Source organism: Pseudomonas sp. PGPR40 (assembly GCF_022014505.1).
Classification (GTDB): Bacteria; Pseudomonadota; Gammaproteobacteria; order Pseudomonadales; family Pseudomonadaceae; genus Aquipseudomonas.
On record NZ_JAKLSP010000031.1, the window covers coordinates 37,283 to 56,664 of the forward strand.

The 19,382-nt window shown below is 57.0% G+C and carries 15 protein-coding genes; 5 read left to right on the forward strand and 10 right to left on the reverse strand.

What is annotated here, in order from left to right; genetic code table 11:
- Nucleotides 1-137: 137 nt before the first annotated feature.
- The 4 genes from kdpC to kdpF all read right to left on the reverse strand — a co-directional run bounded on the left by kdpC (nucleotide 138) and on the right by kdpF (nucleotide 4,709).
- On the reverse strand, nucleotides 138-683 hold the full coding sequence (gene kdpC, locus MEB48_RS23575; RefSeq protein ID WP_237886254.1) for a potassium-transporting ATPase subunit KdpC: 546 nt from the start codon (nucleotides 681-683) through the stop codon (nucleotides 138-140).
- 163 nt (nucleotides 684-846) lie between these two features.
- On the reverse strand, nucleotides 847-2,904 hold the full coding sequence (gene kdpB, locus MEB48_RS23580; protein ID WP_237886255.1) for a potassium-transporting ATPase subunit KdpB: 2,058 nt from the start codon (nucleotides 2,902-2,904) through the stop codon (nucleotides 847-849).
- A gap of 12 nt (nucleotides 2,905-2,916) precedes the next feature.
- A complete protein-coding gene (kdpA, locus tag MEB48_RS23585) occupies nucleotides 2,917-4,611 on the reverse strand; it encodes a potassium-transporting ATPase subunit KdpA (protein WP_237886256.1) in 1,695 nt (564 codons plus the stop codon).
- 8 nt (nucleotides 4,612-4,619) lie between these two features.
- Nucleotides 4,620-4,709 carry a K(+)-transporting ATPase subunit F gene (kdpF, locus tag MEB48_RS23590; protein WP_007899818.1) on the reverse strand — a complete coding sequence of 30 codons (90 nt, stop codon included), beginning with the start codon at nucleotides 4,707-4,709 and terminating at the stop codon, nucleotides 4,620-4,622.
- A 393-nt stretch (nucleotides 4,710-5,102) separates the two neighbouring features.
- Here kdpF and eat point away from each other — a divergent pair, with 393 nt between their 5' ends.
- Both eat and MEB48_RS23600 read left to right on the forward strand, forming a co-directional pair.
- Entirely contained in the window at nucleotides 5,103-6,467 is a 1,365-nt protein-coding gene (eat, locus tag MEB48_RS23595; protein ID WP_237886257.1) for an ethanolamine permease, read from the forward strand.
- Between the two features lie 331 nt (nucleotides 6,468-6,798).
- Complete coding sequence (locus MEB48_RS23600; protein ID WP_237886258.1) at nucleotides 6,799-6,966, forward strand: DUF2897 family protein; 168 nt, start codon at nucleotides 6,799-6,801, stop codon at nucleotides 6,964-6,966.
- Nucleotides 6,967-7,114: 148 nt separating this feature from the next.
- On the opposite strand, the gene MEB48_RS23605 is transcribed toward MEB48_RS23600, so the two are convergent.
- The 6 genes from MEB48_RS23605 to MEB48_RS23630 form a co-directional block, all read right to left on the reverse strand.
- Complete coding sequence (locus MEB48_RS23605; RefSeq protein ID WP_237886259.1) at nucleotides 7,115-7,966, reverse strand: urea carboxylase-associated family protein; 852 nt, start codon at nucleotides 7,964-7,966, stop codon at nucleotides 7,115-7,117.
- A gap of 15 nt (nucleotides 7,967-7,981) precedes the next feature.
- Entirely contained in the window at nucleotides 7,982-8,635 is a 654-nt protein-coding gene (locus MEB48_RS23610) for a GntR family transcriptional regulator (protein WP_237886260.1), read from the reverse strand.
- Between the two features lie 74 nt (nucleotides 8,636-8,709).
- On the reverse strand, nucleotides 8,710-9,984 hold the full coding sequence (fabF, locus tag MEB48_RS23615; RefSeq protein WP_237886261.1) for a beta-ketoacyl-ACP synthase II: 1,275 nt from the start codon (nucleotides 9,982-9,984) through the stop codon (nucleotides 8,710-8,712).
- Nucleotides 9,985-10,016: 32 nt separating this feature from the next.
- Nucleotides 10,017-10,811 carry an SDR family NAD(P)-dependent oxidoreductase gene (locus MEB48_RS23620; protein ID WP_237886262.1) on the reverse strand — a complete coding sequence of 265 codons (795 nt, stop codon included), beginning with the start codon at nucleotides 10,809-10,811 and terminating at the stop codon, nucleotides 10,017-10,019.
- Between the two features lie 208 nt (nucleotides 10,812-11,019).
- On the reverse strand, nucleotides 11,020-11,355 hold the full coding sequence (locus MEB48_RS23625) for a ComEA family DNA-binding protein (RefSeq protein WP_237886263.1): 336 nt from the start codon (nucleotides 11,353-11,355) through the stop codon (nucleotides 11,020-11,022).
- Nucleotides 11,356-11,467: 112 nt separating this feature from the next.
- Nucleotides 11,468-13,462 (reverse strand): polysaccharide biosynthesis protein, encoded by a 1,995-nt coding sequence (locus MEB48_RS23630; RefSeq protein ID WP_237886264.1) that lies wholly within the window; start codon nucleotides 13,460-13,462, stop codon nucleotides 11,468-11,470.
- A gap of 651 nt (nucleotides 13,463-14,113) precedes the next feature.
- On the opposite strand from MEB48_RS23630, the gene MEB48_RS23635 reads away from it, so the two are divergent.
- From MEB48_RS23635 to MEB48_RS23645, 3 genes are read left to right on the forward strand one after another with little or no spacing between them, the layout of a single operon-like run.
- Nucleotides 14,114-14,935 carry an ABC transporter permease gene (locus MEB48_RS23635; protein ID WP_237886265.1) on the forward strand — a complete coding sequence of 274 codons (822 nt, stop codon included), beginning with the start codon at nucleotides 14,114-14,116 and terminating at the stop codon, nucleotides 14,933-14,935.
- Nucleotides 14,925-16,205 carry an ABC transporter ATP-binding protein gene (locus MEB48_RS23640; RefSeq protein ID WP_237886266.1) on the forward strand — a complete coding sequence of 427 codons (1,281 nt, stop codon included), beginning with the start codon at nucleotides 14,925-14,927 and terminating at the stop codon, nucleotides 16,203-16,205. Before MEB48_RS23635 ends, MEB48_RS23640 begins: the two co-directional genes overlap by 11 nt.
- Entirely contained in the window at nucleotides 16,202-19,237 is a 3,036-nt protein-coding gene (locus MEB48_RS23645; protein WP_237886267.1) for a glycosyltransferase, read from the forward strand. Before MEB48_RS23640 ends, MEB48_RS23645 begins: the two co-directional genes overlap by 4 nt.
- Nucleotides 19,238-19,382 lie beyond the last annotated feature (145 nt).

Consider the following 19,382-nt stretch of genomic DNA (forward strand, 5'->3'; position numbering starts at 1 on the left):
GGGAATCTCTTTTTTCAGATTGATCGTTCCCACGCTTTGCGTGGGAATGCAGCCCGGGACGCTCCGCGTCCCATCCAGAAGCGGACGCAGAGCGTCCATTGATGCATTCCCACGCAGAGCGTGGGAACGATCATTTACTACAGTTTTTCCAACGCGATGTTCAATGCCAACACATTCACCACCGGCGGCCCCACCAACGGCTGCTCGATGTGCGCGTCCATTAATTGCTCAAGCGTAGACACTGGCAGATTGCGCGCCGCCGCGACACGCGCCAGTTGATAGACAATCGCGGCCGGTGGCAAGTGCGGATCGAGGCCGCTGCCGGATGTCGTCAGCATGGCCAACGGCACCGGCCCCTGACCGGGTATCAACAGTTTATTGGCCTCGTCGATCACCCGAGTGGCCAGCGCCGGATTACTCGGCGAAAGGTTGCTGGCGCTGCTTGACACGGTGGCAAAGGCACCGGCCGATGGCCGTGGGTGGAACCAGGCATCGCCGACGAAATCCTGGGCGATCAGCGACGAGCCACGCACCTTGCCGTCGGCGTCACGCACCAGGCTGCCATTGGCCTGGTCCGGGAAAGCGACCTGGGCGATGCCGGTGACCACCAAGGGATAAGCGACGCCAGTGATCAGGGTCATCAATATCAACAGGCTCAGGGCCGGACGTATCAGTGTGGACATTTCACAATCCTCGAATTCAGAGATACCGCATTCATTCAGGTGCAGATCAGGGGAACGCGATGTCTTTGTAGGAGCGGGCTTGCTCGCGAAGACGGCGGTACAGTCAACATTGATGTCGCCAGGTATACCGCTTTCGCGAGCAAGCTCGCTCCCACATGGACCGCTAAACCAGATGCAACGCCGTCAGCAGCATATCGATCGCCTTGATCCCCACGAACGGCACCAGAATCCCGCCCAGCCCATAGATCAGCAGATTGCGCCGCAGCAACGCCGCCGCGCTCACCGCCTGCACCCGCACACCGCGCAGCGCCAGCGGAATCAGCACCACAATGATCAGGGCGTTGAACACAATCGCCGACAGAATCGCGCTCTGCGGACTGCTCAGGTGCATGACGTTGAGCACACCCAGTTGCGGGTAGATCGAGGCGAATAGCGCCGGCAAGATTGCGAAGTATTTGGCCACGTCGTTGGCGATGGAAAAGGTCGTCAGCGCACCACGGGTCACCAGCAATTCCTTGCCGATCTGCACCACGTCCAACAGCTTGGTCGGGTCACTGTCGAGATCGACCATGTTCGCCGCCTCACGCGCCGCTTGTGTTCCGTCGTTCATCGCCATGCCGACATCCGCCTGAGCCAAGGCCGGGGCGTCGTTGGCGCCGTCGCCGCACATGGCGACCAGGCGACCGTCATTCTGCTCGTGACGAATGCGCGCCAGTTTCTTTTCCGGCGTGGCTTCAGCCAACACGTCATCCACACCGGCTTCGGCAGCAATCGCCGCAGCGGTCAGCGGGTTGTCGCCGGTGACCATGACCGTGCGAATCCCCAGCTTGCGCAATTCGGCGAAACGCTCGCGGATGCCGGGTTTAACCACGTCCTTGAGGTGGATGACACCGAGCAATTTTCCGTCAACGCAGACCAGCAACGGCGTGCCGCCACTCTGAGCGATCTTGTCGATTTCCCGGGACAGAGGCGCGGCCAGATCGGCGCGTTTCAGGCCGACGAAGGTCAGCAGCGAATCCACCGCGCCTTTGCGATAGACCCGGCCTTGATAGTCAACACCAGACAAGCGGGTTTCAGCGCTGAACGGCACAGCGGTCAATACGTCAGTGGATGGCTCAGGTTGCGGGTGAAGACCGCGCAGGTACTCGACGATGGATTTGCCTTCAGCCGTGTCATCGGCCAATGAGGCGAACAACGCGCCTTCGGCCAGCTCCTTGGCGGTGACACCAGGCGCGGCATAAACCGCGGAGCAGCGACGGTTGCCGAAGGTGATGGTGCCGGTCTTGTCCAGCAGCAGGACGTGGACGTCCCCCGCCGCCTCCACGGCGCGACCGGACTTGGCGATCACATTCAGGCGCACCAGACGGTCCATCCCGGCAATCCCGATCGCCGACAGCAAACCGCCGATAGTGGTCGGAATCAGCGTGACCAATAACGCCACCAGGAACACCAGCGGCAGGCTGCCATTGGCGAAGTGGGCGAACGGTTGCAGGGTCACCACCACCAGCAGGAAGATCAGAGTCAGGCCGATCAGCAGGATATCCAGCGCCACTTCGTTCGGGGTTTTCTGGCGTTTGGCGCCTTCGACCAGCGCGATCATGCGGTCCAGGGTCGACTCTCCGGGGTTGGCGGTGATGCGCACCAGCAGCCAGTCGGACACCAGTCGAGTGTTGCCGGTGACGGCCGAGCGGTCGCCGCCGGACTCACGAATCACGGGCGCCGATTCACCGGTAATCGCCGCTTCGTTGACCGCCGCGATGCCTTCGATCACCTCGCCGTCACCGGGAATCATCTCCCCCGCTTCGACGCGCACCACATCGTCCTTGCGCAGGCTGGTGGCCGGTACCACTTGAAAGCTGCCATTGGCGTTTTTGCGCCGGGCACTCAAGCCTTCGCTGCCGGCCTTGAGACTATCTGCGCGGGCCTTGCCTCGACCTTCGGCCAGCGCTTCGGCAAAGTTGGCGAACAACACGGTGAACCACAGCCACAACGCGATTTGCGCGGCGACGAAGGTCGGCACGGCGTTGTCGGGAATGAAGCACAGCACGGTGGTCAGAATCGCGGTCAGTTCGACCACCAGCATCACCGGCGCGCGCTGCAATTGCCGTGGGTCTAGCTTGACGAACGCTTGCACCAGCGCTGGACGCCAGAGGGCCGAGATCGCGGTTTTCGATTGTTCCGGCGCCTTGACGACGGCGGCTTTCGTTGCGGGCATATTCATTATGGATTCCCTTTAGAAGCCCAGGCTCAAGTGTTCAGCGATGGGACCCAGCGCCAATGACGGCAGAAAGGTCAGGCCACCCACCAGCAAAATGGTCACGGTCAATAGCGTCACGAACAGCGGGCCGTGAGTCGGGAAGCTGTTCTGGCCGATCGGTGCGGTTTTCTTCATCGCCAAACTGCCAGCCAGGGCTAGAACCGGAAGGATGTAACCGAAGCGCCCAATCAACATGCCCAACCCCAGCATCAAGTTGTGGAACGCGGTGTTCGCCCCAAATCCCGCAAACGCCGAACCGTTGTTGGCACTGGCCGAGGTGTAGGCATAAAGCAACTGACTGAAACCGTGAGCACCGGGGTTGCTCACCGCCGCGACCGGGCCTGGCAGGCTGGCGGCAATCGCGCCGAGCACCAGCACACCCACCGGCATCACCAGCAAAGTCACCACCAGCAGCTGAACTTCCCGGGCTTGCAGTTTCTTGCCGAGGTATTCCGGAGTGCGGCCTATCATCAGCCCGGCGAGGAACACCGCGATCAGCACGTTGAGCAACATCCCGTAGAGCCCGGCTCCGACGCCGCCGAAGATCACTTCGCCGACCATCATGTTGATCATCGCGACCATCCCGCTCAGCGGGTTGAGGCTGTCGTGCATGCCATTGACCGAACCGTTCGAAGCCGCAGTGGTAGTCACCGACCACAGCACCGTGGCGGTGGTACCGAAACGCGCTTCCTTGCCTTCCAGCGGCGCGGTCTGTTCGACGGCGACATTGGCCAGGGTCGGATTGGGTTGGTATTCAGCCCACAGCGAGGTCGCGCCGCCGATCAAAAACAGCGCCAGCATGCAGGCGATGATCGCGCGGCTCTGACGCAGGTCTTTCACGTAATGGCCGAAGGTGAACACCAGCGCCACCGGAATCAGAATGATCGAGGAGACTTCGAACAGGTTGCTCCAGGCTGTCGGGTTCTCGAACGGATGCGCCGAGTTGACACCGAAGAAGCCACCGCCGTTGGTGCCCAGTTGTTTGATCGCGATCTGGCTGGCGGCCGGGCCGAGCGGGATTACTTGATCGACGCCCTGCATCGTCACCGCGTTCACGTAATGAGCGAAGGTTTGTGGCACGCCCTGCCAGACCAGAAACAGCGCCAGCAGCAGGCACAACGGCAACAGGCCGTAGAGGGTCGCACGGGTCATGTCGACCCAGAAATTGCCCAGGGTCTTGGTGGACTTGCGACCGATGCCGCGACACAGCGCAACCAACACGGCGAGGCCGGTGGCGGCGCTGACGAAGTTCTGCACGGTGAGGCCCACCATCTGGCTCAAGTAGCTGAGGGTCGCTTCGCCGCTGTAGGACTGCCAGTTGGTATTGGTCATGAAGCTGACGGCGGTGTTGAAGGCTTGCGTCCACTCCTGACCCGGCAGGTTTTGTGGATTCAGTGGCAAGTGATCCTGAAACACCAGGATCGCAAACAGCAGCAAAAAACCCGCGAGGTTAAAGGCGAGCAAGGCGAGGGTGTATTTCTGCCAGCTCTGTTCGACCTGCGGATCAACGCCGGCCACCCGATAGCAACCACGCTCCACCGGCCCGAGAATCGGCGAAAGCCAGGTGCGCTGCCCTTCCATCACCTTGTAGTAGAAGCGCCCCAGAAACGGTGCCGGGATCAGCACCACGGCGAAGAAGGCGAGGATCAGCCAATAGTCATAACTGTGCATAGCCGCTCCTAGTTCCGGTCCGCGCGCAACAGCGCAACCAACAGATAAATGAACAGCCCCACTGCCAATAGCAATGACACCCCGTCCAGAACGCTCATGGAAGTTCTCCCTGTTACGGCGTATTGCCGCGTGTGCAGTGATTGTCTGCAGGGAGGCTGTAAAGGCGCGAGATCGAGGGGTGGGGCGGGGCATAAAGAGTGCGTAAAGAGTGGGAAGTTTTGCGGTGGCAGGGCGGGCCTCTTCGCGAGCAAGCCCGCTCCCACAGGGATCGGAGTTGCGTGGGTAAACGCGTTCCAAAGTGGGAGCGGGCTTGCTCGCGAAGACGGCAGAACAGGCACCACTGCCCTCAACTAGCGCACAAAAAGCCTCCATTCAGCCGCGAACATCCCCGATACGACAGCTTTCAGCGCTTTACGACGCCCACCTGCAAAATGGCATGCCCACTGCACACGCCCTCCCCCGAGCATTCCAAACCGTTCGGGGAGCAACGCATGAACACACAACTCAAACCCACGCTGGGCACGCTACACCTGTGGGGCATCGCGGTCGGGCTGGTGATTTCCGGTGAGTACTTCGGCTGGAGTTACGGCTGGGGCGTGGCCGGGACCCTGGGTTTTCTGGTGACCTCTTTTATGGTCGCCACCATGTACACCTGCTTCATCTTCAGTTTCACCGAACTGACCACGGCGATTCCCCATGCCGGCGGTCCTTTTGCCTACAGCCGCCGCGCCTTAGGCGAAAAAGGTGGATTGATTGCCGGGCTGGCGACCCTGATCGAATTCGTCTTCGCCCCACCGGCGATTGCCCTGGCGATCGGTGCCTATCTGAATGTGCAATTTCCCGCCCTCGACCCGAAACACGCGGCGGTCGGCGCCTACATTGTGTTCATGGGCCTGAACATCCTCGGCGTGAAACTGGCCGCGACCTTCGAACTGGTGGTCTGCGTACTGGCGGTCGCCGAATTGCTGGTGTTCATGGGCGTGGTCGCCCCGGCGTTCAGCTTCAGTAACTTCGCCCTTAATGGCTGGGCCGGTTCCGATGTATTCGGCGCTCCGGCGATTGCCGGGATGTTCGCGGCCATTCCGTTTGCCATCTGGTTCTTCCTGGCTATCGAAGGCGCGGCCATGGCCGCCGAAGAAGCCAAGGACCCGAAACGCACGATTCCCAAGGCTTACATCAGCGGCATCCTGACCCTGGTGCTACTGGCGATGGGCGTGATGTTCTTTGCCGGCGGTGTCGGCGACTGGCGTACCCTGTCGAACATCAACGACCCGCTGCCACAAGCGATGAAAGCCGTGGTCGGCGAAAGCTCCGGCTGGTTGCACATGTTGGTGTGGATCGGCCTGTTCGGCCTGGTGGCGAGTTTCCACGGGATCATCCTCGGCTACTCGCGGCAGTTCTTCGCCCTCGCCCGGGCCGGTTACCTGCCGGCATCCCTGGCCAAACTGTCGCGCTTCCAGACCCCGCACCGAGCGATCATCGCCGGGGGCGTAATCGGCATCGCGGCGATCTACAGCGACGGCTTGATCAACCTCGGTGGCATGACATTGACGGCGGCGATGATCACCATGGCGGTATTCGGCGCGATCGTGATGTACATCATGAGCATGCTCAGCCTGTTCAAACTGCGCAAAACCGAACCGAACCTGGAACGCACTTTCCGCGCGCCCTGCTATCCATTGGTGCCGTTCATTGCGCTGGTGTTGGCAGTGATTTGCCTGGTGGCGATGGCCTGGTTCAACACTTTGATCGGGTTGATCTTCCTCGGCTTCATGGCGGTGGGCTTCGTGTATTTTATGCTGACGGCGCAACTGCGTGCCGATGCGCCGGCGGATGCGATGTTGACCGGGCTTTGACTTCACACATCGCTTGCGTAGGAGCCCGGCTTGCCGGCGAAGGCGTTTTCATCGGCGCTGCATGACGTGAGGCCGTCTTCGCTGGCAAGCCAGCTCCTACGCAGACATCGTGAACGCCGCTGAATTCGTAGGAGCCCGGCTTGCCGGCGAAGGCGTTTTCATCGGCGCGGCATGATGTGAAGGGAAATGTGCAAGTTTCGAAGAGGTGGCGCAGATGAACGGGACATAACGGCCTAAAATGGAACCACTGCGAAATGCTTTCGCTCAAAAATGGTATGCAGGATCGATTGACGAATCCTCGCCCATCGACCTGCTTTTAAGGAGAGCCGTTATGCCCTGGTATGCCTGGTTGATTCTGATCGTTGCCATCGGCTCGATCGTTGGCGGATTGCTGTTGTTACGCGACACCGCCAACAAGGTCGAATTGACTGAAGAGCAACGCAAACGCGTCGCCGAACGCAATGCGGAAGCGGATGCCAAGGATGCGCAGAACCGCTGACCGAGAATTGTGGCGAGGGAGCTTGCTCAAATGCCGGACCTGTAGGAGCCAGGCTTGCCGGCGAAGGCGCTCTTAAGGACGCCTTCGCCGGCAAGCCTGGCTCCTACAGGTCCGGCATTGGGGCAATCCCCTTGCCACAAAAGCGCTTCTATTTCTCCCATTCCGCCTTGGCAATGTGCAAACCATGCAGCCCTTTGTACGCCGCACGTTCCGGCTGGCTCCAGCCTTCAAGCAACGACTCCTCCAACCGATAAATCTCCACCCCCAGCGGGCGACACACGCTCAATGGATCCTGCGCATCCGGCCCCCACATGGCCAGCGACAGATCGCCACCCGGACAGGTTGACAGCGCGCACAGCAAATCAATTTCGGCAAAGAACTCCAGATAATCGCCCTGCTGCGCCGGACAAGCTTTCATGAAGTACATATCGTCGTGGTTCAGGCCGGTGCACTGGAAAATGTTCAGCACATCATGCACGTCAAACTCGGTCAGGCCATGGGGCAACACGGCGCGAGTCAGATTCGAGTGGCAATGATGATGGAAGTCCTCGCCCGTCAGCATTTTGTTCACATACGGATCGCAGCGTGTTCCCAGCAAATCGTGCAAACGCCCGCCATGTTCGTCGATGCCATACCCGGCCAGACTGTCGTCGGTGATCGTCACCAGCGGTCGCAAGAAAGGCAGGTTCGACCAGAGCCGGTCATGGGTGCTGACATGGGCGCCCTGTAATTGCCGGGTCCGTGCGGCCCACAGACGTTCGCGCGGATCGTGAGCATTCCAGACATTGAAATCTCCGACTTGCGGGCCGACCGGGGTCGTGACCCTGAACACATGCCCGGCTGGCACATTCCAGGCGCGGCCGGTGCGGATCGGCACTTCGAACTGTTCGATCAGCGTGCGCCCGGTCTTCTGGTCACGGATCCGTTCGTAAAAAGCCGTGTCCACCTGCAAGGCCGAGCCTTTGCTGACTTGATAGGCCGCCGGATAGTCTTTGTACATGGCACAAATCCTCGATCAGTGATGGGAAGAAGGGGCAAGCATCTGCAACAGGAAGTGTTCGGAGTCGTCGAGATAAAGACTCATGGCGTCCCCGGCCGCGCGTTTATCGCCGTCGACCAACAAGTCATGAATCTGCCGGTCACGCGCCAGCCAGGGCGCCTGAAAACGCGATTCATCAGGCGCGGTGCAAAACACCAGGCGCAGTTGCGCGACGACGTTGGTGAAGAACTCATCGAACAATGGACTGCGCAGCAATCCGACGATGTGTTGATGAAACGCCAGGCTGTGGGTGCCGACGGCGCGCCAGTCCTCACGCTCCCGGGCCAGCTCGGTGGCCTCCAGGGCATCGAGCATCCGGTCGGACTGATACTCACGCAATGGCTGACTGGCGCTGATGGCCTGCAGTTCAAGGGTGCGACGGACCTTGAACAAATCGCGCACATCGTCCACACCCAGCCGGCGTACCATCACGCCTTTGTTGCGGATATAACGAGTCAGCCCTTCCTGCCCCAGACGGTGCAACGCCTCGCGAATTGTGTTTCGCGAGGCGTTGTAGGCCGACACCAAATCGTTTTCCACCAGCGCCATACCGGGCAGCAAACGACCGCCGATGATGTCAGCGCGTAACTCCAATGTGATGTGGTCGGCCAGGGACAGTCCGCTGCTCATACTCAACGCCTCGTGATTGTTCAACAATCGTCAGCGAATGAGTAATCACTATTCATGCCATCACCTGTCGTGAACTAGCCCTCCCAGTACTTGAACAACACACTGGCGTTCACGCCGCCAAATCCGAAGCCGTTGGACATCGCGTATTCAATCGCCATTGGCCGTGCCTGACCGTGAACAATGTCCACGCCTTGGGTAGCCGGATCCGGGTTATCGAAGTTAAGCGTGGCGGGCACCACCTGATCGCGGAGCGCCAACAGCGTAAAGATCGCCTCGATCCCGCCAGCAGCGCCGAGCAAATGCCCGGTCGCGGACTTGGTCGCTGTCACGGCTATGTTGTTGTCCGAGCCGAACAACGACTTGATGGCCGCCAACTCCCCCAAATCCCCAACCGGGGTAGAAGTGGCGTGAGCGTTGAGATGCTGCACCTGCGCTGGCGAAATGCCCGCTTGGGCCAATGCCAGCGACATCGCCCGACGTGCACCGCTGCCATCTTCAGGCCCCGCAGTCAGATGATAGGCATCAGCACTGGTGCCATAACCGACCACCTCGGCCAATGGCTGAGCGCCGCGCGCCAGGGCATGTTCCAGGGATTCGATCACCAGAAGGCCCGAGCCCTCGCCCATCACAAAGCCATCGCGACCACTGTCGAACGGTCGCGAGGCGCGCTCAGGGGTGTCGTTGTAACCGCTGGACAAGGCCCGAGCCGCCGCGAACCCGGCGAGGCTGACACGATCGATCGCCGCCTCCGCGCCGCCACACACTGCAATGTCCGCCTCGCCACATCGAATCAGCCGCGCCGCGTCACCAATCGCCTGAACCCCGGCCGCGCACGCTGTTACCGGAGCCCCCAAAGGGCCCTTGAAACCATGCTCGATCGACACATGGCCCGCCGCGAGGTTGACCAGAAACGAAGGAATGGTGAACGGCGACAAACGTCGCGGGCCACGGCTGTCGGTGGTGCGCACCGCATCGGCAATCGCGCCGAAACCACCCACGCCCGAGCCGATAATGGTGGCAGTGCGCTCCTGGGCATTGGCGTCTTGCGGTTGCCAACCGGCCTGCTCCAGCGCCTGACGCGCCGCTTCCATGGCAAACACAATGAAGCGATCCATCTTCTTCTGTTCTTTGGGCGACGTCGCTCGATCCGGGTCAAAACCCGCCTCGGGATCTTCCGCCAGGGACTGCACCGCGCCACCGACCTTGGCCGGCAGATCGGCAACCACATCGTCCGGCAACGCCCGCAACCCGGAACGCCCGGCCAACAGCCGCGCCCAAACCTCTTCGACGCCGCTACCCAACGGCGACACCAGGCCCATGCCCGTGACTACCACTCGACGATTACTCATAGCGCAAATACCTCAAGCCGATTCATGGCGCCTCATTTGTAACGCGTGGCGGCCGTGCTTCTGGACAGATTCGGCGCCATCGCATGACGCGCCGCCATAAAGGCCTCCCACTCAGAGGCATTCGGCAAGGAAGGAATGGTGATCAACTCACCCTGATCCAGACCCGACAATGCCGCATCGACCATCTCCCCCGCTTCCATGATCATGTCCGCCGGTATCTGGGTCGCATCGATACCGGAGCGCTCCAGAATCTCGGTGCGTGTTACGCCCGGCAACACCGCCTGGACCTGAACCCCTGTGCCTTGCAGTTCAGCGTTCAACGACTGAGTCAGGCTCAACACGTAAGCTTTACTTGCGCTGTACGTCGCATTGAACCGCTCTGGAAACAGCGCCACCACGGATGCGATGTTAATGATCGTCCCGCGACCGGCCTTGGAAAAACCGGCCGCCGCCGCCGAGGCCAACCGCGTCACCGAGATGACGTTCAGCTGAATCAAACGTTCCAGCTGATCCAAATCCGCATTGGCGAGCAAACCGTCCGCCGCGACACCGGCGTTGTTCAGCAACAGGCTGATACTCGAATCGCTGCGCAGACGCTGCTCAAGCTTCAGCACATCATCCTTTAGCGTCAGATCCGCCTTCAGCACCTCCACCTGAACACCATGCGCGGCGCGCAACCTGCTCGCGGCGGCCTCCAGCCGTTCCAGATCACGGGCCACCAGCAACAAATCAAAACCACGCGCCGCCAACCGCTCCGCGTAAACCGCACCAATGCCGGAAGAAGCACCGGTGACGAGGGCCGTACCTTGGTTCTGGACAGAATTCATGACAATGCTCCCTAGAGGACGATTGAGGAAAGTGAAGCGCCTGAATGTCAAAGCGCTTCAGCGAATAACGAATTTATTATAGGCATAATTCAATCGCCATATGATAGCCGTAATTTTTTGCCCTCCGATGAAAGGCGCCAAATCACCCTCTGCGCCAATAAGCAAAAAGGCCGGTCAATGACCGGCCTCGTGGCGTGGAGTTACAAGCTTAGTTCACTTCCAGCTTCTCGCGATTCTTGTCCAGAATGGCTTTGCCGATCCCTTTCACTTCCAACAATTCGTCGACAGACGAAAATGGCCCATTACTCTCACGATACGCAACAATCGCCTTGGCCTTCGCCTCACCGATCCCGGACAACTCGCGCTGCAGAGTCGGCGCATCGGCCCCATTGAGATCGACCTTGGTGGTTTGAGCCTTGGCGGCAACGTCCAGCATCAAGGGTGCCTTGGCAGCCCCTGGCGCAACCGTCGGCGCAGCGACGGCCGCAATAGAGGCGCTGGTGAGCAGGGCAAAAATCAAAGAGTAGAAATAGCCAGTACGCATAAATGAAGCTCCATGACATCGATTGAGAAAGCAGCTTTTCCGAAGCTGCTTCCTAAACTTAGGCGATGTAATGGAGCTGTCAAAAATGTGTCCGTTACAGGATGTGAAACAATCAGGGCTCGAGACGGCGTTGCTGGTGGATCCAGTCGACAATCTCCCCATCGGGGGTGTAACCGCTGACCGTTTCGCGCAGGAGCTGGCGCACGCGGGAGTAATCATCCTGCTCGACAGCCAACAACAGCTCGGTCAAACGGCCCTTGAGCACCTCCCAGGGCAAGTGATCTTCATTGGCGGTCATGATCATTGGATGCGGCGTCGCGGCGACGTTATCTCCAATCAGCAACTCTTCATAGAGCTTCTCGCCCGGACGCAGACCAGTGAACTCAATGGAAATGTCACCGTGCAGGTTCTTCTCCGAGCGAATGCTCAAACCGGACAGGTGAATCATCTTCTCCGCCAGCTCGACAATCTTCACCGGTTCGCCCATATCCAGAACGAACACATCGCCGCCCTGCCCCATGGAACCGGCCTGAATCACCAGTTGCGCGGCCTCGGGGATGGTCATGAAGTAGCGGGTGATTTTCGGGTGCGTGACCGTCAGCGGACCACCGGACTTGATCTGGCTATGGAACAACGGAATCACCGAACCGGACGACCCCAACACATTGCCAAAACGCACCATGGTGAAACGGGTTTTATTGACCCGGGAGACATTGGCCTTGTCACCAAACAATACCGGGGCGATTTCACGACTAAGGGCCTGAAGGGTCAACTCCGCCAGACGCTTGGTGCTGCCCATGATATTGGTCGGACGAACGGCTTTATCGGTGGAGATCAGCACGAAGTTGGCCACGCCCGACTGCAAGGCAGCCTGAGCGGTGTTCAATGTGCCGATGACATTGTTGAGCACGCCTTCAGCGATATTGTGCTCGACCATTGGCACATGTTTATAAGCAGCCGCGTGATAGACGGTATCTACGCGCCAAGTCTTCATCACATCGAGCAGTTTGTGCGGGTGACGGATGGAACCGAGTATGGGCAACAACTTGACCGACACCGACTCACGGCAGCCGCGCTGCTCCAGCTCCGACAGAATGCTGTAAAGGTTGAACTCACTGTGCTCAAACAGCAGAAGCGTGGTCGGGCCAAGGGAGAAGATTTGTCGGCACAGCTCCGAACCGATCGAACCGCCGGCGCCAGTCACCATCACTGTCTTGCCTTTGATACAGCGTTCGAGCAAATCAGCCTGGGCTGGCACGGCATCGCGGCCCAGCAAGTCAGCGATGTCGACTTCCTGAATGTCTTCAACCTTGACGCGGCCGCTGGCCAGATCGGTGAAGTTAGGGACGCTTCGTATGTGAAGGGGATAACCTTCCAGCAGATTGAGGATTTCCCGACGTCGTGCGCGGGTGGATGACGGTAGGGCCAGGAGGATTTCCTGTGCACCCGTGACATCGATCATTTGTTGAATGTGTTTGGGTTTGTAGACCTTGAGACCTGAGATAGAGCGATCGGCGATGCTGGAGTCGTCGTCGATGAATGCCACCGGGCGCATCACCCGTCCCATACGTAAAGCAGCAACCAACTGATTGCCTGCCACACCAGCGCCGTAGATGGCGACTTTGGTGAGACCGTCGTCGCGGCTTGTGAAGGGTACATGCTGGGCACCAGCGAACCAGTCGCCCATGAAGTATTGACGCATACACAGACGCAGGCCGCCGATGATCACCATGCTCAGCCACCAGTAGTTGAAGATGATGGAGCGTGGGACGACAGTCTGGTGGTTGCTGTACCAGTAGACAACGAGTGCCAGGATCAGCGATGACAGGCTAACCGCTTTGACAATTGCAATCAGGGCATCATTACCGAAATAGCGCATGACGGCGCGGTACATGCCGAAGCGGATGAATAGCGGGATGGCAACCAGCGGCGCACAAACAAAAAGCCAGAAATGAACCCGTAGCGGGTTGTACATATCATCAATGCCAAGACGAACTATGAAGGCCAGCCAGAGCGCAATCCACACCAGAATGCAGTCAGTGGCCACTTGAAGCAGCCTTTTTTGCCGACGAGGCAGGCTCAGCAAAAAAACTCTAAAATTATCCATAAATATTCAGTCGTTTCCGACGACGCCCCCTCGCAAAATCCGATGCGCTATTGTACGTAATTGAAAATTCGCAGCTACGCAAAATTCGACTGTCACGGTTTGAAACAATGAAGAGTTTTCAAGAATGGTTGCCATTTTGCTGCCCCATTGATGCTCGCCTGCATTAGCTTGACCAGGCTCTGCCGAAATCGTTACGCAAGCACTTGTCCAGACAAAACCTGCGATCCATGCCCCTGGCAGTCAATGCCTACCGGTTAAAGAATATAGTCGGATATCGCGAGGTCGAGGCAGTCTCTCTTCGGCACCCGCACACTCGCCGAAACCCTTGGCAAATGCTGCAAAGACGACAGCCAGAAGCCGGAGCGCCAATAAACAGAGGACCGGGCATTGAAAACGGCGATTACAGGGTGAAAAAGCATGGGCCAATACGATACCATGCGCGACGCGGTTGAGACGTTGAGCTCACAGGCTTGGCCGACCCGTTGAGCAGCATTCTCGTCCCTATCAAGGCGAAAAAAACGCATGGATGGGCATAGTGGGCAACACTTTGGAGGCAGTGTCCAACCTTGCCCGACAAGTAATTGACATTCCCTCGCCGTCCAGATTCAACGTTTATGGGCCACCAGCACAAGAAGTCGAGTCAAACTACTGATGCAAAATTACTCAGCACATCCTATAGAAATGATAAGCAGCTTCTGGCGCAACAAACGCCTGATAATGCAGTTAAGTAAGCGCGAAGTGCTTGGCCGATACCGCGGCTCTACTTTGGGTTTGTCGTGGTCTTTCTTCAACCCTATATTGATGTTGATCATTTACACCTTTGTTTTTTCGGTAGTGTTCAAAGCCCGCTGGGGCGTATCAGAGACAGAAAGTAAAACCGACTTTGCAATTATTCTTTTTGTCGGGCTTTTCATTCATGGCCTGTTTGCCGAATGCATTAACAAATCCCCCGGACTGATAACGTCCAATGTCAGCTACGTCAAGAAGGTAGTATTCCCCCTTGAGGTATTGCCGTGGGTAGCCTTTACTTCGGCACTGTTCCATGCCGTCATCAGCCTGATCGTGCTGTTGCTCGCCCAACTGATCATTAATCACAGTGTTCCGGTTACTGCACTGCTGCTGCCAATCGTCGTATTACCGCTTTTTCTGGGCATTATGGGAATGAGTTGGCTGTTCGCCTCCCTGGGCGTTTACCTGCGAGACATCAGCCAGATAACGGTAATGTTTTCCACCGTCATGCTGTTCATGTCTGCAGTCTTTTTTCCGATAACCGCCCTGCCTGAAAAATATCAATTCTGGATTCGGATCAATCCATTGGCTTACATCATCGAACAAAGTCGCAATGTGCTGATATTCGGCGAGCTGCCAGACCTCAAGACCTGGATCGTTATGTTCTTCATTGGCAGCGTGGTTGCCTGGTGTGGCTTTGCCTGGTTTCAAAAAACACGCAAGGGGTTCGCTGATGTACTCTGAGCCTGCGATCAAAGTTGAAAACCTCAGCAAGTGCTATGAAGTCTATGACAAGCCGCACAAACGACTTCTGCAAATGCTGTTCAGAGGAAAACGCAAATACTTTCACGAGTTCTGGGCCCTGAAAAGTGCCTCGTTCGAAGTAAAAGCGGGCGAAACTGTCGGTATTATCGGAAGCAATGGCTCCGGTAAGTCCACGCTCCTGCAAATGCTCTGCGGCACCTTGAACCCAAGTTCAGGCGAAATCAGCGTACGCGGCCGCGTCGCAGCGCTACTGGAACTCGGCGCCGGTTTTAACCCGGAATTCACAGGTAAAGAAAACGTCTACCTGAATGCCGCGATTCTGGGTCTCACCCTCGAAGAAATTGATGCATCTTATGCTGCAATAGAAGAGTTCGCGGAAATTGGCGAGTTTATCAATCAGCCGGTTAAAACCTATTCATCGGGTATGTATGTTCGGCTGGCATTTTCCGTAGCTGTGCATACAAAGCCCAGTATCCTGGTGGTCGACGAAGCTCTGTCCGTCGGCGATGCACGGTTTCAGGCCAAATGCCTGGACCGCATCAAGCAAATGAAAGATTCCGGGGTCAGCATCCTTTTTGTGTCCCACGATGTGGCGGCTGTTCGCACACTATGTGATCGCGCATTGTGGCTGGACAAGGGGTGCGTCCGCGCACTGGGTGACGTGTTCCCCGTGACAGCCCAATACACCGAGCACCTGTTCAATCGCACGCCCGAAAAAAGCCTCGAAGCAATCTCGACAGAGACAGTACCTCAGCCTAGAGAGGTGCAGCAGCCCATCAACCATTGGGGCTCGCATATTGGCATCATCGATACTGCCGGGATTTATGACGCCGCAGGCATGCGAAAGAATTTGTTTACTGACCACGAGAAGATGATTGTGAAAATCAGATTTCACACCCATCAACTGAAGTCCACTGAAGGGCTATCGGTATCGTTTTCCCTCAAGAACCTCTCGGGCAGCGACCTAATCGTTGGCAGTACCTGGAATGAAAGACTGACTTTTACACAAGATAGTGGAGCCGGCCAAGAAGTGCTATTCGAGGTCGATAACTATTTGTGCTCGGGGGACTATCTGTTAGTGGCAGCTATCGAGAATAGAACTTCAGCGGCAATTCATTACTACGAGTATCTGGAAGGTGCACAGTATTTTTCTTCATCCTTCATCAGTAATTCATCAGGGCAGTTCATGCCCAGAATCTCGATTGCCATTGAAAATAATACAGTGAGTAAAGGAGCACTTACACCATGAAAAAACCTACTGACAACGCAATTGAATCTGGTGAAGTCAACTCCAAAACCTACTGGGATTATCGCTTCTCCAACGATTGGGAAGAAAATTTTGGCAGAGAACAGAGTATTTTCTTCAGTGACGTAGCGGCCAACAATATTCCATCGTGGCTCATCACCTTGATCAGCACTCAGAATCTGACAATGTGCGACTGGGGTTGCGCCCAAGGCGATGGTACTCAAAATCTGGCAAAACGCCTGAATCTGCCAGGTCTTGTCGGTGTGGATTTTTCATCCGAGGCCATCGAAAAGGCAACAGCCGCCTATCCACAATGCAAGTTCCTTTGCGATAACTTTCTGAGTGAAAGCTCCAGCGAAGCCTGGGACGTATTGTTCTCGTCCAACACGCTTGAACATTTCAATTCGCCTTGGGAAGTGCTGAGCAAGATTTCCTCGAAAGCAAAGCAATTCATCGTTCTGCTGCTTCCATTCAGGGAAAAGGAACTGATCGACGAGCATTTTTATTCGTTCGATTTCGAGAACGTGCCCGCTCATTTCGGTAGTTGGTCACTGACCCATAGCAGCATCGTCGACACTTCAAAAGACGAGCCCAATTACTGGCGCGGCGAGCAAATCCTGCTCATCTACTCGAATCTGGATAATCAGCAGAGCGCAAAACTCTCTCTGAAAAACATTCACATCGAGAGCGCGCATTCGGAAGAACTGGCTACCCGGCTCGCAGCCATGCAAATGCAAGTCGAAACACAATTAAATGAACTGGAAGAAGCCAGAAAGGCGCTTGAGATCAACCAGGCGGAACTTACCCGCAAAGAGGTAGCCCTGATTGCGAGTGAAGAAACCAACCTGATCACAACGAAACAACTGCAGTTGGTAGAAACGCAGTACAACACCGTTATCAATAGTCACTCATGGAAAATCACCAAACCACTGAGACTGGCGGTACGTGTCGCTCGCCATGGCATTAAAGAAAGCGACAAACGCGCGCTGAAAAACAAGGCCCGAGCCCTTTATCACAAACTGCCGTTGCCGGACGCGATGAGAAAAGCGCTGCGCCGATCCTATTCGGCAGCCATTGAGGCGCCTTTCTCCGCGGTAAAAGGACAACTGCTCAATGGCAGCCTGTTCGATCTGCCTGAACTGCGACCCGCACCGCAACAGAAGGGTCTTGCCGACTATATTTTCTGGGGTGTCATTGACTGGCACTTCCGCCATCAGCGACCACAGCAACTGGCTCAGGCGCTGGCGGGTGCCGGTCGTCGGGTGTTCTACATTTCGGTCAACCTGGTAGACGACCCGCGCTGCGGCTTCAACGTCGAACAACTCGATGCGCACGGTCGCCTGTTCCAGATCAACCTCTATGTCAAAGGCGCGCCGGTGATCTACACCACCGCACCGGGCGTGGATATCGCCGAGCAACTCAAAGGCTCGATTGGCCAAGTGCTGGACTGGGCAAACACCAAACAAGTAGTGTCACTCATCCAGCATCCATTCTGGTATGAAACCTCATCCATGCTTCCAGACAGCGAATTGGTTTACGACTGCATGGACCATCACGAAGGTTTCGGCAACGTTTCCGAAGAAGTCCTGTCGATCGAACGAGCGCTGATGCGTAACGCCGATATCACCATTACTACGTCTACCTGGCTGGATGAAATCGTCGCACAACACACTGACAGCCGGGTTCTGATCAGGAACGCAGGTGAGTTCGACCACTTCGCCCTCAAACCGGCCAATGTGTATGTGGATCCTCTAAATCGCAAGATAATTGGCTATTACGGCGCTATCGCTGAATGGTTCGATCTGACACTTTTGGAAAACGTCGCCAAGGCCTTCCCGGAGCACTGCATTCTGATGATCGGTGCCGACACCGTGGGCGCCCGCACGCGGCTGGCACATCTAAGCAATGTAACCTTCACCGGCGAAATGCCTTATAGCGAACTGCCAAAGTACCTGCACGCGTTTGACGTTTGCCTGCTGCCTTTCCAGGTCATCCCACTCACCTTGGCCACCAACCCTGTCAAGGTCTACGAGTATCTGAGCGCCGGCAAGCCTGTGGTTTCTGTCGACTTGCCTGAAATCAAGCAGTTCGAGAACTTGGTGCACGCCGCTGCTACTACTGAAGATTTCATCAGCGCAATTAATGAAGAACTCAATGCTGTCGACTCGCAGGACCGTGTGCCAGCTCGTCAAGCATTCGCCAAAAACCAGACCTGGGGTCATCGCGCCGAACAAATGATCCAGCGGATCGAACTGGACCGCACAGTGCCTCGCGTCAGTGTCATCGTAGTAACGTACAACAACATTGAACTCACCAAGGCTTGCCTCGCCAGCCTGGACGAGCACTCCAACCATGAAAATCTGGAAATCATCGTCGTCGACAATGCGTCTGCCGATGGCACGCCGGATCTGTTGAGAGAATGGGTCACCCAGGCCCCGAACCGCGAAATCATTCTGAGCGATGTCAACACTGGATTTGCTGCCGGCAACAATTTGGGCCTCGCCATAGCAACTGGCGAGTATCTGGTGCTGCTCAATAACGATACCTACGTCACTCCTGGCTGGATTCGAACGCTGTACCGTCATCTTCAGCGGAACAAGAGCATCGGTATTATCGGCCCGGTCACCAACAACATCGGTAACGAAGCCAAGATCCAGATCAGCTATCAGAACATGGAAGAGATGCTGTTGGAGTCAGCCAAATACACCCACAGCCATATCGGCAAAGTGCAAAACATTCATACCGCAGCATTTTTCTGTGTGATGTTTTCCCGCGAGATCTATGAAACTGTCGGCCCACTGGATGAAGCTTTTGGCAGAGGCTTTTTCGAAGACGACGATTACTGCAGAAGGGTCGAGCAGCTCGGTCTGAGCATTGCCTGTGCTGAAGACGTGTTCATTCACCACCACTTATCGGCGTCGTTCAATAAACTCAGAAGCGCTGACCGCCAGGCCCTCTTCGAGCAAAACAAAGCCACGTACGAAGCAAAATGGGGCACCTGGACGCCGCATACCTACAAGAATGTTGAGAAATGAGTGAGCTTTCGTCTCTTGGGGCGGACTGGCTGATCTGAGCGGTATCGTCATCATTGTGACCATCCCCCTTACTTTTCGTGCTGACCCGTTGGTTCCTGCGCCGCACGTAGGCCTTGTCACCACGCTAAATTTTTGCAGAGGAAAT

Coding starts and splice junctions, on each gene's coding strand:
- MEB48_RS23625 (WP_237886263.1), bottom strand. CDS start 11,355: ATGCGTACTGGCTATTTCTACTCTTTGATTTTTGCCCTGCTCACCAGC.
- MEB48_RS23610 (WP_237886260.1), bottom strand. CDS start 8,635: ATGAGCAGCGGACTGTCCCTGGCCGACCACATCACATTGGAGTTACGC.
- MEB48_RS23635 (WP_237886265.1), top strand. CDS start 14,114: ATGCAAAATTACTCAGCACATCCTATAGAAATGATAAGCAGCTTCTGG.
- MEB48_RS23605 (WP_237886259.1), bottom strand. CDS start 7,966: ATGTACAAAGACTATCCGGCGGCCTATCAAGTCAGCAAAGGCTCGGCC.
- MEB48_RS23600 (WP_237886258.1), top strand. CDS start 6,799: ATGCCCTGGTATGCCTGGTTGATTCTGATCGTTGCCATCGGCTCGATC.
- eat (WP_237886257.1), top strand. CDS start 5,103: ATGAACACACAACTCAAACCCACGCTGGGCACGCTACACCTGTGGGGC.
- kdpF (WP_007899818.1), bottom strand. CDS start 4,709: ATGAGCGTTCTGGACGGGGTGTCATTGCTATTGGCAGTGGGGCTGTTC.
- kdpB (WP_237886255.1), bottom strand. CDS start 2,904: ATGAATATGCCCGCAACGAAAGCCGCCGTCGTCAAGGCGCCGGAACAA.
- MEB48_RS23640 (WP_237886266.1), top strand. CDS start 14,925: ATGTACTCTGAGCCTGCGATCAAAGTTGAAAACCTCAGCAAGTGCTAT.
- MEB48_RS23620 (WP_237886262.1), bottom strand. CDS start 10,811: ATGAATTCTGTCCAGAACCAAGGTACGGCCCTCGTCACCGGTGCTTCT.
- kdpC (WP_237886254.1), bottom strand. CDS start 683: ATGTCCACACTGATACGTCCGGCCCTGAGCCTGTTGATATTGATGACC.
- fabF (WP_237886261.1), bottom strand. CDS start 9,984: ATGAGTAATCGTCGAGTGGTAGTCACGGGCATGGGCCTGGTGTCGCCG.
- kdpA (WP_237886256.1), bottom strand. CDS start 4,611: ATGCACAGTTATGACTATTGGCTGATCCTCGCCTTCTTCGCCGTGGTG.
- MEB48_RS23630 (WP_237886264.1), bottom strand. CDS start 13,462: ATGGATAATTTTAGAGTTTTTTTGCTGAGCCTGCCTCGTCGGCAAAAA.
- MEB48_RS23645 (WP_237886267.1), top strand. CDS start 16,202: ATGAAAAAACCTACTGACAACGCAATTGAATCTGGTGAAGTCAACTCC.